Source organism: Enterobacter sp. D2 (assembly GCF_034427575.1).
Classification (GTDB): Bacteria; Pseudomonadota; Gammaproteobacteria; order Enterobacterales; family Enterobacteriaceae; genus Enterobacter; species Enterobacter cloacae_M.
Map to the genome: position 1 here is coordinate 450,959 of NZ_JAXQPP010000001.1, position 14,741 is coordinate 465,699.

Annotated in this window: 14 protein-coding genes; 10 read left to right on the forward strand and 4 right to left on the reverse strand. The window is 58.8% G+C overall.

Annotated features, from left to right (window positions below; genetic code table 11):
* The first annotated feature begins 105 nt into the window (after positions 1–105).
* From SPG90_RS02160 to modC, 4 genes are all read left to right on the forward strand, one after another.
* Positions 106–255: an AcrZ family multidrug efflux pump-associated protein gene (locus SPG90_RS02160; protein ID WP_023310811.1), complete on the forward strand. Its 150-nt coding sequence runs from the start codon at positions 106–108 to the stop codon at positions 253–255.
* Positions 256–433: 178 nt separating this feature from the next.
* Complete coding sequence (gene modA / locus SPG90_RS02165) at positions 434–1,207, forward strand: molybdate ABC transporter substrate-binding protein (protein WP_322407891.1); 774 nt, start codon at positions 434–436, stop codon at positions 1,205–1,207.
* The gene (gene modB, locus SPG90_RS02170; RefSeq protein ID WP_126302880.1) at positions 1,207–1,896 is read left to right on the forward strand and encodes a molybdate ABC transporter permease subunit; all 690 of its coding nucleotides are present in this window, start codon (positions 1,207–1,209) and stop codon (positions 1,894–1,896) included. The genes modA and modB overlap by 1 nt, the downstream gene beginning before the upstream one ends.
* Before the next feature lie 2 nt (positions 1,897–1,898).
* Positions 1,899–2,957 carry a molybdenum ABC transporter ATP-binding protein ModC gene (gene modC / locus SPG90_RS02175; protein WP_126302879.1) on the forward strand — a complete coding sequence of 353 codons (1,059 nt, stop codon included), beginning with the start codon at positions 1,899–1,901 and terminating at the stop codon, positions 2,955–2,957.
* Here modC and SPG90_RS02180 read toward each other — a convergent pair whose 3' ends face one another.
* Complete coding sequence (locus SPG90_RS02180; protein WP_047173441.1) at positions 2,958–3,776, reverse strand: pyridoxal phosphatase; 819 nt, start codon at positions 3,774–3,776, stop codon at positions 2,958–2,960.
* 140 nt (positions 3,777–3,916) lie between these two features.
* Here SPG90_RS02180 and pgl point away from each other — a divergent pair, with 140 nt between their 5' ends.
* Positions 3,917–4,912 (forward strand): 6-phosphogluconolactonase, encoded by a 996-nt coding sequence (gene pgl / locus SPG90_RS02185; RefSeq protein ID WP_023310837.1) that lies wholly within the window; start codon positions 3,917–3,919, stop codon positions 4,910–4,912.
* Between the two features lie 121 nt (positions 4,913–5,033).
* Here the strand turns inward: pgl and SPG90_RS02190 are convergent, their stop codons facing one another.
* Positions 5,034–6,317 (reverse strand): putative acyl-CoA thioester hydrolase, encoded by a 1,284-nt coding sequence (locus tag SPG90_RS02190; protein WP_126302878.1) that lies wholly within the window; start codon positions 6,315–6,317, stop codon positions 5,034–5,036.
* A 226-nt stretch (positions 6,318–6,543) separates the two neighbouring features.
* Between SPG90_RS02190 and hutI the strand changes: the two genes are divergently transcribed.
* The 5 genes from hutI (at position 6,544) to hutH (ending at position 12,789) form a co-directional block, all read left to right on the forward strand.
* Positions 6,544–7,767 carry an imidazolonepropionase gene (gene hutI / locus SPG90_RS02195; protein WP_126302877.1) on the forward strand — a complete coding sequence of 408 codons (1,224 nt, stop codon included), beginning with the start codon at positions 6,544–6,546 and terminating at the stop codon, positions 7,765–7,767.
* Entirely contained in the window at positions 7,764–8,702 is a 939-nt protein-coding gene (hutG, locus tag SPG90_RS02200) for a formimidoylglutamase (protein WP_126302876.1), read from the forward strand. The genes hutI and hutG overlap by 4 nt, the downstream gene beginning before the upstream one ends.
* Before the next feature lie 19 nt (positions 8,703–8,721).
* Positions 8,722–9,456, forward strand: a complete 735-nt coding sequence (locus SPG90_RS02205; RefSeq protein WP_126302875.1) for a histidine utilization repressor — start codon at positions 8,722–8,724, stop codon at positions 9,454–9,456.
* Between the two features lie 127 nt (positions 9,457–9,583).
* On the forward strand, positions 9,584–11,269 hold the full coding sequence (gene hutU / locus SPG90_RS02210) for a urocanate hydratase (protein WP_248182365.1): 1,686 nt from the start codon (positions 9,584–9,586) through the stop codon (positions 11,267–11,269).
* Positions 11,269–12,789 carry a histidine ammonia-lyase gene (gene hutH, locus SPG90_RS02215; protein WP_322407893.1) on the forward strand — a complete coding sequence of 507 codons (1,521 nt, stop codon included), beginning with the start codon at positions 11,269–11,271 and terminating at the stop codon, positions 12,787–12,789. Before hutU ends, hutH begins: the two co-directional genes overlap by 1 nt.
* Positions 12,790–12,887: 98 nt before the next feature.
* Here the strand turns inward: hutH and SPG90_RS02220 are convergent, their stop codons facing one another.
* On the reverse strand, positions 12,888–13,364 hold the full coding sequence (locus SPG90_RS02220) for a kinase inhibitor (protein ID WP_047173446.1): 477 nt from the start codon (positions 13,362–13,364) through the stop codon (positions 12,888–12,890).
* Positions 13,365–13,412: 48 nt separating this feature from the next.
* Complete coding sequence (bioA, locus tag SPG90_RS02225; RefSeq protein WP_072254530.1) at positions 13,413–14,702, reverse strand: adenosylmethionine--8-amino-7-oxononanoate transaminase; 1,290 nt, start codon at positions 14,700–14,702, stop codon at positions 13,413–13,415.
* Positions 14,703–14,741: the final 39 nt, after the last annotated feature.

Below are 14,741 nucleotides of genomic sequence, written 5' to 3' on the forward strand. Positions count from 1 at the left end.
TATTGTGGCCTAAATGGTGCAGGGCGCAAAGAGTACCGCACAAAAGGGGATGTTTTTCTCACTTGAAAGGGTAGAATGAGCTATTCACAATATCTGGAGAAAACCATGTTAGAGTTGTTGAAAAGTCTGGTATTCGCCGTGATCATGGTACCAGTAGTGATGGCCATCATCCTCGGTGCCATCTACGGCCTGGGTGAAGTGTTCAACGTCTTTTCGAACATTGGTCACAAAGACCAGGCTAAAAAGCAGCATTGATTCCCCACAAAACGCCCGGCGAGTCCGGGCGTTTTGCTCTCAAGATTTTCCCGTCTACGCCGATATTATTTAACGCATCACCCCGGTTTACCCCTTCAGCGGTACGATTAAACGCTGGGATCTCCCTGACGTTACCGTTATATTAATATGTATATAACGCTACTCACAGGAGTTACAGATGGCACGTTCATGGGTACGCCTTTTCGCAGGGGCAACGCTGACGCTTTCTCTTACCGGACACGCGCTGGCGGACGAAGGTAAAATTACGGTCTTTGCGGCGGCGTCGCTGACCAACGCGCTGCAGGACATCGCGGCGGCGTATAAAAAAGAGAAAAACGTCGAGGTGGTCTCCTCGTTTGCCTCTTCCTCTACGCTGGCGCGCCAGATAGAAGCGGGCGCACCGGCGGATCTGTTCATCTCGGCTGACCAGAAGTGGATGGATTACGCGGCGGAGAAAAAAGCGATTGATGCGGCAACCCGCGAAACGCTGCTGGGGAATAGCCTGGTTGTCGTGGCGCCAAAAGCCAGCGCGCAGGCGGACTTCACCATCAACAAACAGACCAACTGGACGAGACTGCTAAACGGTGGCCGTCTGGCGGTGGGCGACCCGGAGCACGTTCCGGCCGGAATTTATGCCAAAGAAGAGCTGCAAAAGCTGGGTGCATGGGAGACATTGTCACCGAAGCTGGCCCCGGCGGAAGATGTGCGCGGCGCGCTGGCGCTGGTAGAGCGCAATGAAGCTCCGCTGGGCATTGTGTATGGCTCTGATGCCGTTGCCAGTAAGGGTGTGAAAGTGGTGGCAACGTTCCCGGAAGACTCCCATAAGAAAGTGGAATATCCTGTTGCGATTGTTGATGGACATAAAAATGCGGCCGTGACGGCCTTCCGCGATTACCTTAAAGGGCCGGAGGCGTCCGCAATCTTTAAACGCTATGGATTTACGACTCACTGATGATATTGACCGATCCTGAATGGCAGGCTGTTCTGCTGAGCCTTAAAGTCTCTTCCCTGGCGGTTGCGCTGAGCTTGCCCTTTGGGATCTTCTTTGCCTGGCTACTGGTTCGCTGTCGGTTTCCCGGCAAAGCGCTGCTCGACAGCGTGCTGCATCTTCCGCTCGTGTTGCCGCCCGTGGTGGTCGGTTATCTGCTGTTAATTTCCATGGGGCGACGCGGTTTTATTGGCGAAAAACTTTACGACTGGTTTGGGCTGACGTTTGCGTTTAGCTGGCGCGGTGCGGTGCTGGCGGCGGCGATGATGTCATTCCCGCTGATGGTGAGGGCGATACGCCTCGCGCTGGAAAGCGTGGACATGAAGCTCGAACAGGCGGCCCGCACGCTGGGCGCAGGGCGCTGGCGCGTCTTTTTCACCATCACGCTCCCGCTTACGCTACCGGGCATTATTGTCGGGACGGTGCTGGCCTTCGCCCGCTCGCTGGGCGAGTTTGGCGCGACCATCACGTTTGTGTCGAACATCCCCGGCGAGACGCGAACCATCCCGTCGGCAATGTATACTCTGATTCAAACGCCGGGCGGTGAAGGCGCGGCGGCGCGGCTGTGTATTATTTCAATTTTGCTGGCGTTGGCATCGCTAATGGTGTCTGAATGGCTGGCGCGGCTCAGCCGCCAGCGGATGGGGAAATAAGCATGCTGGAACTCCATTTCACCCAGACGCTGGGAAACCATACCCTGACGCTTAACGAGACGCTGCCTGCAAGCGGTATCACTGCCATCTTCGGCGTCTCGGGAGCGGGAAAAACGTCGCTGATAAATGCTATCAGTGGTCTGACGCGGCCGCAGTCAGGACGGATTGTATTGAATAACCGCGTCTTAAACGACGTGGAAAACAAGGTTTATCTCACGCCGGATAAACGCCGCATTGGCTATGTTTTCCAGGACGCGCGCTTATTCCCGCACTATAGCGTGCGCGGCAACCTGCGTTACGGCATGGCGAAAAGCATGGCCGGACAGTTTGATAAGCTGGTGACGCTTTTAGGCATTGAGCCTCTGCTCGACAGGCTGCCATCGTCGCTCTCCGGCGGAGAAAAACAGCGCGTGGCCATTGGCCGCGCGTTGCTGACCGCACCCGAACTGCTGCTACTCGACGAGCCGCTGGCCTCGCTCGATATTCCGCGTAAACGCGAACTTCTGCCTTATCTACAGCGGCTGACCCGGGAAATTAATATTCCGATGCTCTACGTCAGTCATTCGCTGGATGAGATCCTCCATCTGGCCGACAGGGTGCTGGTGCTGGAAGAGGGCAGCGTGAAGGCCTTCGGCAACCTGGAAGAGGTGTGGGGCAGCAGCGTAATGCACCCGTGGTTACCCAGGGAACAGCAGAGCAGCATTCTTAAAGTGAGCGTTCTGGAACACCATCCGCACTACGCGATGACCGCCCTGGCGCTGGGCGACCAGCATCTGTGGGTCAATAAGATCGACAAACCGCTACAGTCCGCGCTGAGAATTCGCATCCAGGCGTCGGACGTCTCGCTGGTGCTGCAGCCGCCGCTGCAAACCAGTATTCGAAATATTCTGCGCGCCAAAGTGGCGGAGTGTTTTGATGATAACGGGCAGGTGGAAGTGAAGCTTGAAGTCGGCAGCAGGAAGCTCTGGGCGCGCATCAGCCCGTGGGCGAGGGATGAGTTAGGGATCAAACCCGGCCTGTGGCTTTACGCGCAAATTAAGAGCGTCTCGATCACCGCCTGATTACAGCAGGTGGGTGTAAATGTACTGCGCGATGCTGTCGGTGGTGTTGTCGCCAATCACCACGTTAGCGCGCGCTTTTACCGCGTCGTCGGCATTGCCCATCGCCACGCCGGTACCGGCGGCTTCCAGCATGCTGATGTCGTTGTAGTTGTCGCCGAAGGCGATCACGTCACGCATCGACCCGCCCTGAGACTCTACATACTGCGTCAGGCGCTTGCCTTTGCTGTTGCCTTTGCGGGCAATGTCCACCTGGTCATGCCAGGACCATTCGCACTCCAGACCCAGCGTTTGTTCCACGTGTTTTGCGAAGGTATTCAGTTTGGTGGTGTCTTCATCGGTCAGGGCGAATTTCCAGATTGCCTCAACGTCCTGGGCGGCCTGACGCAGGGAGGAAACCTGGGTAAAGACCGGACGCTGCGCTTCAGGCAGGGACAACGCCCAGTTGCTGGTGCGCACCACGTGGCCGGTAGGGCGCTCGTAGACCATTGCGTTATCCACATACATCAGGCCGTGAACGGCATGCTCATCCAGCAGATCGATCAGCTGCAGCGCCTGGGGAACCGGCAGCGGGTCGGATTCTAAAACCTTTTTTGCCTGATAATCATACAAATAAGTGCCATTACAACAAATTGCAGGTGTATCTAACGCCAGTGCCTGATAAAAAGGGTGAATGGCAACGTGATGTCGACCCGTTACGATAAGGAGTTGATATCCCGCTTCCTGCGCGCGTTTTAGCGCCTCAAGGGAGGAGGGGAGAAGGGTTTTTTGCGGCGTCAGTAAGGTACCGTCTAAATCCAGAGCAATCACACGCGAGGTCATCTGTTTTCCCGGGTTAATATTGAATTTACGTTTTGATGGGATGGTACACCGAGAGGCGAACGCTTCAAAACTCCTGTCGACAATTCAGCATTCACCGTCAAAAGTTAACTACTTTCATGCGCAGTGAGGAGTGAATATTCATGAAACAAACCGTTTATACCGCCAGTCCTGAAAGCCAGCAGATCCACGTCTGGCGTTTAAATACCGAAGGGACACTCACGCTGGTTCAGGTTGTAGATGTGCCAGGCCAGGTGCAACCGATGGTCATCAGCCCGGATAAACGTTTCTTGTACGTGGGTGTGCGCCCGGAGTTCCGCGTGCTGGCCTATCGCATTTCTCCGGACGATGGCGCGCTGACGTACACTGCCGAAGCCCCGTTGCCGGGCAGCCCAACCCATATCTCGACCGATCGTAAAGGCAACTTTGTCTTCAGCGGCTCTTATAACGCGGGCTGCGTCAGCGTAACGCGTCTGGAAGAGGGCATTCCGGTCGAAACCGTGGATGTGGTGGAAGGGCTTGAAGGCTGCCACTCGGCGAATATCTCTCCGGATAACCGCACGCTGTGGGTGCCTGCGCTGAAGCAGGATCGTATCTGCCTGTTCACCCTGAGCGATGATGGTCACCTGGTGGCGCAGAATCCTGCCGAAGTGACTACCGTTGAAGGCGCCGGCCCGCGCCATATGGTCTTCCATCCGAACCAGCAGTACGCCTACGTGGTCAATGAGCTGAACAGCTCTGTGGACGTATGGGAGCTGAAAGATCCTAACGGTCAGATCGAGTGCGTGCAGACGCTGGACATGATGCCGTCTGATTTCTCCGATACCCGCTGGGCGGCGGATATCCACATTACGCCAAATGGTCGCCATCTGTACGCCTGTGACCGTACCTCCAGCCTGATTACCGTGTTTAGCGTCTCTGAAGACGGCAGCGTGCTGGCGATTGAAGGGTTCCAGCCAACGGAAACCCAGCCGCGCGGCTTTAATATCGATCACAGCGGTAAATACCTGATTGCGGCGGGGCAGAAATCCCACCACATCGCGCTGTATGAAATTAAAGGCGAGCAGGGGCTATTGGAAGAGAAAGGACGTTACGCCGTAGGCCAGGGGCCAATGTGGGTCGTGGTCAACGCTCACTAAGCGGCTAAAAACAAAAAACCTCGCGAATGCGAGGTTTTTTTTATGCCCGGTGGTACTGCGTTTACCGGGCCTACGGGCTATGTAGGCCCGGTAAGGCGAAGCCACCACCCGGCAAAACAGCTTACTGCTTCGGCTCAGCAACCACTTTGCTACCCAGACCGCGGTTGTTGTATTCCCACATGCGGTTGAAGTTAGCGTCGTTCAGGTTGCGCTGCACGTTGCCTTTATCATCCACCGCGCCGGTATTGCCGGAGAATGGACGTTTGGAGATCGCGGCATCAGCCCACGGCTTCGCCATGTTGAAGCCTTCGTTGATCACGCTGTCGCGGATCACGACCTGGCCGTTGGTCGCAGAGTCCACGTCCAGGGAGCGTCCCAGCTGCGCCACGCCGTCACTGGCAGCGTTAAAGCGGCTGTTCACGGCCAGGAAGCCGTAGAAGAGGTTAGACTGGGTTGCCGGAGCAAACACGTAACCTTCCTGCTGAGTACGTGAGTTCACCACGCGGAAATCGGTATTATCAAACACCACCGCGCCGCGACCGGACACCAGATCCACGTCACCTTCAACGTAGCTGTTGGTCACCAGGGTACGAGTCAGGCGGTTATTCTGCAGGGTGTTCTGCACGCCGCTGTTGGTCACGAAGAAGGTGTTCTGACGGCCAAGAATGTTGACGTTGTTAATCTGCACCTTATCGCCATCGCTACGCAGCGCAACGGCCTGGTGGCTACCGGCATCAACGCTGTCGCCCAGGGTATTCTGAATGGTCAGGTTCTGCAGCTGCAGACCGTTATTCTGAGACCAGAACACCGCCGAGCACATCACGCCAATGGTGGCGGAACGCTTGCTCTGGCAGTTATCAAACATATACCAAGCCGGTTTGCCCGGCATATATTTACCGGCCGGGTTCACCAGGTGACGCCAGGTGTTGCTGTCGATTTCGGAATCAATCGCCAGGCCAATTTTTACGTCGATCGCTTTTTCGCCCAGACCGTAAAGCGTAATGCTGCCCGGTGCCGCCGGAACATACACGGTGCCTTCATATTCACCCGGCAGGATCGCGATGTACTGGCGAGACGCGCTGTGTTTAGTGATGGCAGCATCAACCGCAGCCTGAATAGAGGTATGCGTTACGCCCTGCGCACCCGCCGGGCCAACCACGAAGTCAGGCTGTTTAGGCAGGTTGATAGAAGACGGTGTCCACGGCGCAGCGTTAGGATCCATCGCCGAGAAGTAGTGCGCACGATCGAAGTTCTTCGCTTCATCAGCGGACAAAATCGGGCGGGAGGCGGTACCGGGCGCAACCTGCTCAGAAGGGCGCTGATCCGGTGGTGTTGAACTGCATGCGGATAAGGTCACGCCAAAGGCGAGTGCTAACGCCAGACGGGAAATCCTGGAAATGTTCAAGGTAGAGCTCCTGGGTATGCAAGTCTTAAACGGGATAGACGAAATAGCCTGCTTTTTTATACTAAGTTGAGCGAAACGGGAAGATAAAAAGGGTAAAAGTTGCATTTTTAGCCCCGGAGCGGCAGGTAAGTGATCACAAATAAATAACATTTTCAGTCAAGGCGGTTGACAGCCGACGGTGGATGCAAATAAATGTCTATACAACCTAAGACAAGTGGAATGCCCCATGCAGCAGATTCATCCCGACGATGTAATATGGCGAAATGCGCGACTGGCTACGATGGCTCCGGACGTACCTGCGCCTTATGGACTGAAAGAGCAACACGCCCTGGTCGTGCGCGGCCACACTATTCTGGCCGCGATCCCTGAATCTGACATTCCTTCCGGACACCGTCACTGTGTCGATCTTCAGGGACGTCTGGTCACGCCTGGCCTGATTGACTGCCATACCCACCTGGTATTTGGCGGCGACCGCGCGGCGGAGTGGGAGCAGCGTCTGAACGGCGTCTCTTATCAAACCATTAGCGCCCAGGGGGGCGGGATTAACGCTACCGTGACGGCGACGCGCAGCAGCTCAGCCGAAACCTTGCTGAAACTGGCGCAGCAGCGGCTCCAGCGTCTCATGAATGAAGGCGTGACGACCGTTGAAATTAAATCAGGATACGGCCTCAACGCCGAGGCCGAAGAGAAGATGCTGCAGGTTGCCCGCCAGCTGGGCCTCAATAATCCGATTGATATCAGCCCAACGCTGCTGGCGGCCCATGCGGTTCCGCCGGAATACCGGCAGGATCCTGATGCGTACCTCACGCTGGTCTGCGAGCAGATATTGCCCACGCTGTGGCAAAAAGAGTTATATGAAGCAGTCGACGTGTTTTGTGAAAACGTCGGCTTTACCCCGTCGCAAACCGAACGCCTCTTCAAGGCCGCCGCCGCGCTGGGTATCCCGGTGAAAGGGCATGTCGAACAGCTGTCGAATCAGGGCGGCGCGGCGCTGGTCAGCCAGTATAAGGGCCTTTCCGCCGATCATATTGAGTATCTCGACGACGCAGGCGTTCAGGCGATGGCGCAAAGCGGCACGGTTGCGGTCCTGTTGCCGGGTGCGTTCTATTTTCTTCAGGAGCGCCAGCGTCCACCGGTTGAACAGCTCAGAAAACAGGGCGTGCCGATGGCGGTCGCCACCGACTATAACCCCGGCACCAGCCCGTTTACGAGCCTGCACCTGGCGATGAACATGGCCTGCGTCCAGTTTGGCCTGACCCCGGAAGAAGCCTGGGCTGGCGTCACGCGCCATGCCGCGCAGGCGCTGGGCCGCGGTGAAACCCACGGGCAGCTGCGGGCAGGGTTTGTCGCCGATTTTATCGTCTGGGATGCTCATCATCCGGTAGAGATGGTCTACGAGCCGGGACGCAATCCGCTGTATAAACGTATTTTCCGTGGGGAGGCAGTATGAGGTTATGGCGGCCCGTAGCCGAAACCGTCTGGCAGGGGCGCGATGACAGCGCCGAGGCCAGCAGCGCAAAGCGCATTTTCCAGACGATAAAGCAGCAGGGCCAGTTCACGCCGCTTTCATCCGGCATCGCGCTGATAGGCTTTGAATGTGATGAAGGGGTAAAACGCAATCAGGGCAGGCCCGGCGCCGTGCAGGCACCGGATATGCTGCGAAAAGCGCTGGCAAATATGGCAAGCCATCAGGGGCATGACCGGCTGGCGGATATGGGCTCGGTGTACGTTGAAGGCGGCGAGCTGGAAGCGGCACAGCAGGCGTTAAGCGATGCCGTCACGGCCTGTCAGCAGTCCGGGATGCGGACGCTGGTGTTTGGCGGCGGGCACGAAACCGCGTGGGCGCACGGTCGCGGCGTGCTGGACGCCTTCCCGAGCGAGCGGGTTGTCATTATCAACCTTGATGCCCATCTCGATCTGCGCAAGGCCGACCGGGCGACGTCCGGCACCCCGTTTCGCCAGCTGGCGCGCTACTGCGATGAGCGCGGGCGGGAATTTCACTACGCCTGCCTTGGCGTGAGCCGGGCGGCGAACACGCTGGCGCTGTGGGATGAGGCCGAACGCCTGAACGTCACGCTGGTGGAAGATCTTCATTTCAGGCGCGATGCGCTATCCGCCCTGGAAAGGGTGCTGGCGCAGGCCGATCGTATCTATCTGACAATCGACCTGGACGTCCTGCCCGCCAGCGAAATGCCTGCCGTGTCCGCACCGGCTGCGTTAGGCATACCGGCGCTGGATCTTCTCCCGGTTATCGAACAAATCTGCCGCAGCGGTAAGCTACAGGCCGCCGATCTGGTAGAGTTTAACCCGCAGTACGATCGGGACGGGCAGGGCGCTAAGCTCGCCGCCCGCCTGGCCTGGCAAATTGCTCACTGGTGGGCATAACACTATTCAAGGAGTCACGATGTTTTCACGCTCACCTCTGCCGCAGCCGAGCCCTCCCGCGCCTTTCTACGAAAAGGTGAAGCAGGCAATTAGCGAAAAAATCGCTACCGGCGTCTGGCGCCCGCACGATCGCATTCCTTCCGAGGCCGAGCTGGTGGCGCAGTTTGGTTTTAGCCGGATGACCGTCAACCGGGCGCTGCGCGAGCTGACCGACGAAGGGCTTCTGGTGCGCCTGCAGGGCGTGGGGACGTTTGTGGCGGAACCGAAAGGACAGTCGGCGCTGTTTGAAATCCGCAGCATTGCGGACGAGATAGCCGCGCGTAATCATCAGCACCGCTGCGAGGTGCTGGTGCTCGAAGAGACCCAGGCCAGCGCCGAGCAGGCCACAGAGCTTAACGTCAAGGAGGGAAGCCGCATCTTCCACTCCGTGATGGTGCATTTCGAAAACGACATTCCGGTGCAGATTGAAGATCGCTGCGTTAACGCTGAGCGGATACCGGACTATCTGAACCAGGATTACACCCAGACCACGCCGCATGCCTATCTCTCGCTCGTCGCACCGCTGACGGAAGGGGAGCACATTGTGGAGGCCGTGCGCGCCACGCCGCAGGAGTGCGAAAGGCTGCGCATTAAAGAGCACGATCCGTGCCTGCTGATCCGCCGCCGTACCTGGTCCTCGTCGCACATTGTGTCGCATGCCCGGCTGCTTTTCCCGGGGAATCGCTACCGGCTGCAGGGCCACTTCATGTCATAAGTTTTATAAGCGTGATCGCTAACGCAATATAACAAAATTGTATCTTTTTTGTTAAATCTGACCTTGTGTGTGCTTGTCTATACAAGTATATCTAAATGCATCATCTGTCCCCTATGAGGAGCACACAATGTCGTCAGGTAAATACCGCCAGCAGGACGTCCGCGCCGCGCGCGGCTCCACGCTTACCGCCAAAAGCTGGCTCACCGAAGCCCCGCTGCGCATGTTGATGAACAACCTCGACCCTGAGGTGGCGGAGAACCCCCACGAGCTGGTGGTCTACGGCGGCATAGGCCGCGCCGCGCGCAACTGGGAATGCTATGACGCAATTGTAAAATCCCTGACCGAACTCGAACACGACGAAACCCTGCTGGTGCAGTCCGGCAAGCCGGTTGGCGTGTTCAAAACGCACAAAAACGCGCCGCGCGTGCTGATCGCTAACTCTAACCTCGTGCCGCACTGGGCCACGTGGGAACACTTCAACGAACTGGACGCAAAAGGACTGGCGATGTATGGCCAGATGACCGCGGGGAGCTGGATCTACATCGGCAGCCAGGGGATCGTGCAGGGCACCTACGAAACCTTCGTGGAAGCCGGTCGCCAGCACTACAACGGCTCACTGAAAGGCCGCTGGGTATTGACCGCGGGTCTCGGCGGCATGGGCGGCGCGCAGCCGCTGGCCGCCACGCTTGCCGGCGCATGCTCGCTCAACATTGAGTGCCAGCAGAGCCGCATTGATTTCCGTCTGCGCACCCGCTACGTCGATGAGCAGGCAACCGATCTGGACGATGCGCTGGCGCGCATCAAAAAATACACCTCTGAAGGCAAAGCGGTGTCGATTGCCCTGTGCGGCAACGCGGCGGACATTCTTCCTGAACTCGTCGCCCGCGGCGTGCGCCCGGATCTGGTCACCGACCAGACCAGCGCCCATGACCCGCTGCACGGCTATCTGCCAAAAGGCTGGACGTGGGAAGAATATCAGCAAAAAGCGGAGACCGACCCGGAAGGTACGGTGCTTGCCGCGAAACGCTCTATGGCGGAACACGTCTCAGCGATGCTGGCCTTCAGCCAGATGGGCATTCCGACCTTTGACTACGGCAACAACATCCGCCAGATGGCGAAAGAGATGGGTGTAAACAACGCCTTCGACTTCCCGGGCTTCGTTCCTGCCTATATCCGCCCGCTGTTCTGCCGCGGTATCGGTCCGTTCCGCTGGGTTGCCCTGTCCGGTGACCCGGAGGATATCTACAAAACCGACGCCAAAGTGAAGGAGATCGTCGCTGATGACGAACATCTTCACCACTGGCTGGACATGGCCCGCGAGCGCATTAACTTCCAGGGCCTGCCGGCGCGTATCTGCTGGGTAGGGCTGGAGTGGCGTCAAAAACTCGGCCTCGCCTTCAACGAAATGGTGCGCTGCGGTGAAGTCTCCGCGCCGATCGTCATCGGCCGCGACCACCTGGACTCCGGCTCCGTCGCCAGCCCGAACCGCGAAACCGAAGCCATGCGCGACGGCTCGGATGCGGTCTCCGACTGGCCGTTGCTGAACGCTCTGCTGAATACCGCCAGCGGCGCGACCTGGGTGTCGCTGCACCACGGCGGTGGCGTGGGGATGGGCTTCTCCCAGCATTCCGGGATGGTCATCGTCTGCGACGGAACCGATGAAGCCGCCGCGCGTATCGCTCGCGTACTGCACAACGACCCGGCAACCGGCGTGATGCGTCACGCGGATGCGGGTTACGAAATTGCCATTGACTGTGCCAAAGAGCAGGGCCTTAACCTGCCGATGATCCCAGCCACACAAGGAAAGCATTAATGAACGCATTAACACTCACTCCCGGCTCGCTGACGCTCAGGCAGCTGCGTAACGTCTGGCGCAAGCCGGTCACCCTTTCGCTGGATGCAAGTGCCCATGCCGCCATTAACGACAGCGTCGCCTGCGTCGAAGCCATCGTTGCCGAAGGGCGCACCGCCTACGGGATTAACACCGGCTTTGGCCTGCTGGCGCAGACCCGCATCGCGACACACGATCTGGAAAACTTACAGCGTTCGCTGGTGCTGTCGCACGCGGCGGGCGTGGGTCAGCCGCTGGATGATGAGATTGTCCGTCTGATGATGGTGCTCAAAATCAACAGCCTGGCCCGCGGCTTCTCCGGCATTCGACTGAGCGTGATTCAGGCGCTGATGGCGCTGGTCAATGCGGAAGTCTATCCGTGGATCCCGGCAAAAGGTTCCGTCGGTGCCTCCGGCGATCTTGCGCCGCTGGCGCACATGTCGCTGCTACTGCTGGGGGAAGGCAAAGCGCGCTGGCAGGGCGAGTGGCTTCCTGCGAAAGAGGCGCTGAAAAAAGCCGGGTTAAACCCGATCACCCTGGCGGCGAAAGAGGGGCTGGCGCTGCTGAACGGCACGCAGGCATCGACCGCTTTCGCGCTGCGCGGCCTGTTTGAAGCGGAAGATCTGTTTGCCTCGGCGGTGGTGTGCGGTGCGCTGACCACCGAAGCCGTGCTGGGCTCGCGTCGCCCGTTCGATGCCCGCATCCACGAGGTGCGCGGTCAGCGCGGGCAGATTGATGTCGCCGCGATGTACCGTCACGTGCTTACCGACACCAGCGAAATTGCCGATTCACACCATAACTGCGAGAAGGTTCAGGATCCCTATTCCCTGCGCTGCCAGCCGCAGGTGATGGGCGCGTGCCTGACGCAGCTGCGCCAGGCGGCAGAAGTGCTGCTGGTGGAGGCCAACGCGGTGTCCGATAATCCGCTGGTCTTCGCCCAGGAAAACGAGGTGGTCTCCGGGGGCAACTTCCACGCCGAGCCGGTGGCAATGGCGGCGGATAATATCGCCCTGGCGATTGCCGAAGTTGGCGCGTTGTCCGAGCGCCGCATCGCGCTGATGATGGATAAACATATGTCCCAGCTGCCGCCGTTCCTGGTGCGTAACGGCGGGGTCAACTCGGGCTTTATGATTGCCCAGGTGACCGCGGCGGCGCTGGCGAGCGAGAACAAAGCCCTGTCGCACCCGCACAGCGTGGACAGCCTGCCAACGTCAGCGAACCAGGAAGATCACGTTTCGATGGCGCCGGCTGCCGGGCGTCGTCTGTGGGAAATGGCCTCCAACACCCGCGGCGTGCTGGCGGTGGAGTGGCTGGCGGCATGTCAGGGTGTCGATCTGCGTGAAGGGCTAAAATCCAGCCCGCTGCTGGAGCAGGCGCGTCATGTGCTGCGCGAGCACGTATCGCACTACGATGATGACCGCTTCTTTGCGCCGGATATTGATAAGGCGATGCAGCTTCTGGAAGAGGGAAGCCTTGTAGGACTGTTACCTTCGGTGCTGTGATTTTTTGCCCTCACCCTCTCCCACAGGGAGAGGGAATTGCCCGGTTTTCACCCTCTCCCTGTGGGAGAGGGCCTGGGTGAGGGCATCAGCAGGCATTATTATGAATACATCGCCGTAATCGACGCGCTGCCCAGCGAATGGAAATGCACGTTAAACCCTACCATCGCGCCGCTCGCCCCTTCATCGACCTCAATCTTCTCCACATCCAGCGCGTGTACCGTGAAGATATAGCGGTGGGTTTCCCCTTTTGGCGGCGCCGCGCCGCCGTAGCCCGCTTTACCAAAATCGGTGCGCGTCTGAATGGCGCCTTCAGGCAGGGCAACCAGGTCTGAACCGGAACCCTGCGGCAGGACGCGCGTGTCGGCAGGCAGGTTCGCCACAATCCAGTGCCACCAGCCGGAGCCGGTAGGTGCATCCGGGTCGTAGCAGGTCACGACAAAGCTTTTTGTTCCGGCCGGAACCTCGTCCCACGCCAGGTGCGGGGAGATATTGTCTCCCTGATACCCCATGCCGTTGAATACGTGGCGTTCCGGTAGTTTTTCACCGTCGCGCAGATCTTCACTGATGATTTTCATACGGTTTACCCTTGTTGATCGCTCGTTCAGCAAGTGTAATGCATAGGGTTACATCGTGAAATGCGCGGGAATGTTAACGGCTGTTACAACCGCGTCGGTTAATTTACGCAGCTGCTCTGGCGTAATGCTGTACGGCGGCATCAGGTAGATAAGCTTGCCGAAAGGCCGCACCCAGACGCCCTGCTCAACGAAGAAGCGCTGCAGCGCCGCCATATTGACCGGATGGGTGGTTTCAATCACGCCGATGGCGCCCAGCACGCGCACGTCTGCCACGAAATTCGCACCCGAGGCGGCGCTCAGCTCCTCTTTCAGCTGCGCCTCAATCGCCGCCACCTGCGTCTGCCACTCGCCGCTCTCCAGAATGGCGAGGCTTTCGCTTGCGACGGCGCAGGCCAGCGGGTTGCCCATAAACGTCGGGCCGTGCATAAAGCAGCCCGCCTCGCCGTCGCTGATGGTGTCGGCCACCTGGCGGGTCGTGAGCGTGGCGGAGAGCGTCATGGTGCCGCCGGTCAGCGCCTTGCCCAGACACAGTATATCCGGCGCAATGCCCGCATGTTCGCAGGCAAACAGCTTGCCGGTGCGGCCAAAGCCGGTGGCGATCTCATCGGCAATCAGCAGAATGCCCTCGCGGTCGCACATCTTGCGAATACGCCTCAGCCATTCCGGATGGTACATCCGCATTCCGCCTGCGCCCTGCACAATCGGCTCCAGGATCACGGCGGCGATTTCATGGCGATGCGCCGCCATCAGCCGCGCGAAGCCGACCATGTCCATCTCGTTCCACTCGCCGTCGAAGCGGCTCTGCGGGGCAGGGGCAAACAGGTTTTCCGGCAGATAGCCTTTCCACAGGCTGTGCATCGAGTTGTCCGGATCGCACACCGACATCGCCCCGAAGGTATCCCCATGATAGCCGTTGCGGAAGGTGAGGAAGCGCTGGCGCGTTTCACCCTTCGCGTGCCAGTACTGCAGCGCCATTTTCATCGCCACTTCCACCGCCACGGAGCCGGAATCGGCCAGGAACACGCACTCCAGCGATTCAGGCGTCATCGCCACCAGGCGACGGCATAAATCCACCGCGGGCTGATGGGTGATTCCGCCAAACATCACGTGCGACATCTGGTCAATCTGGGCCTTCATCGCCGCATTCAGGCGCGGGTGGTTGTACCCGTGAATGGCCGCCCACCACGAAGACATCCCGTCAACGAGCTGTTCGCCGCTGGCGAGGTGCAGCTCGCAGCCGTGGGCCGAGGCCACCGGATAAACGGGAAGAGGGCGGGTAGTGGAAGTGTAAGGGTGCCAGATATGCTGCTTGTCGAAGGCGAGATCGTCCTGGGTCATAATCGACTTGTAAACCATTTTGAAAAGTTTTAGGTTTAC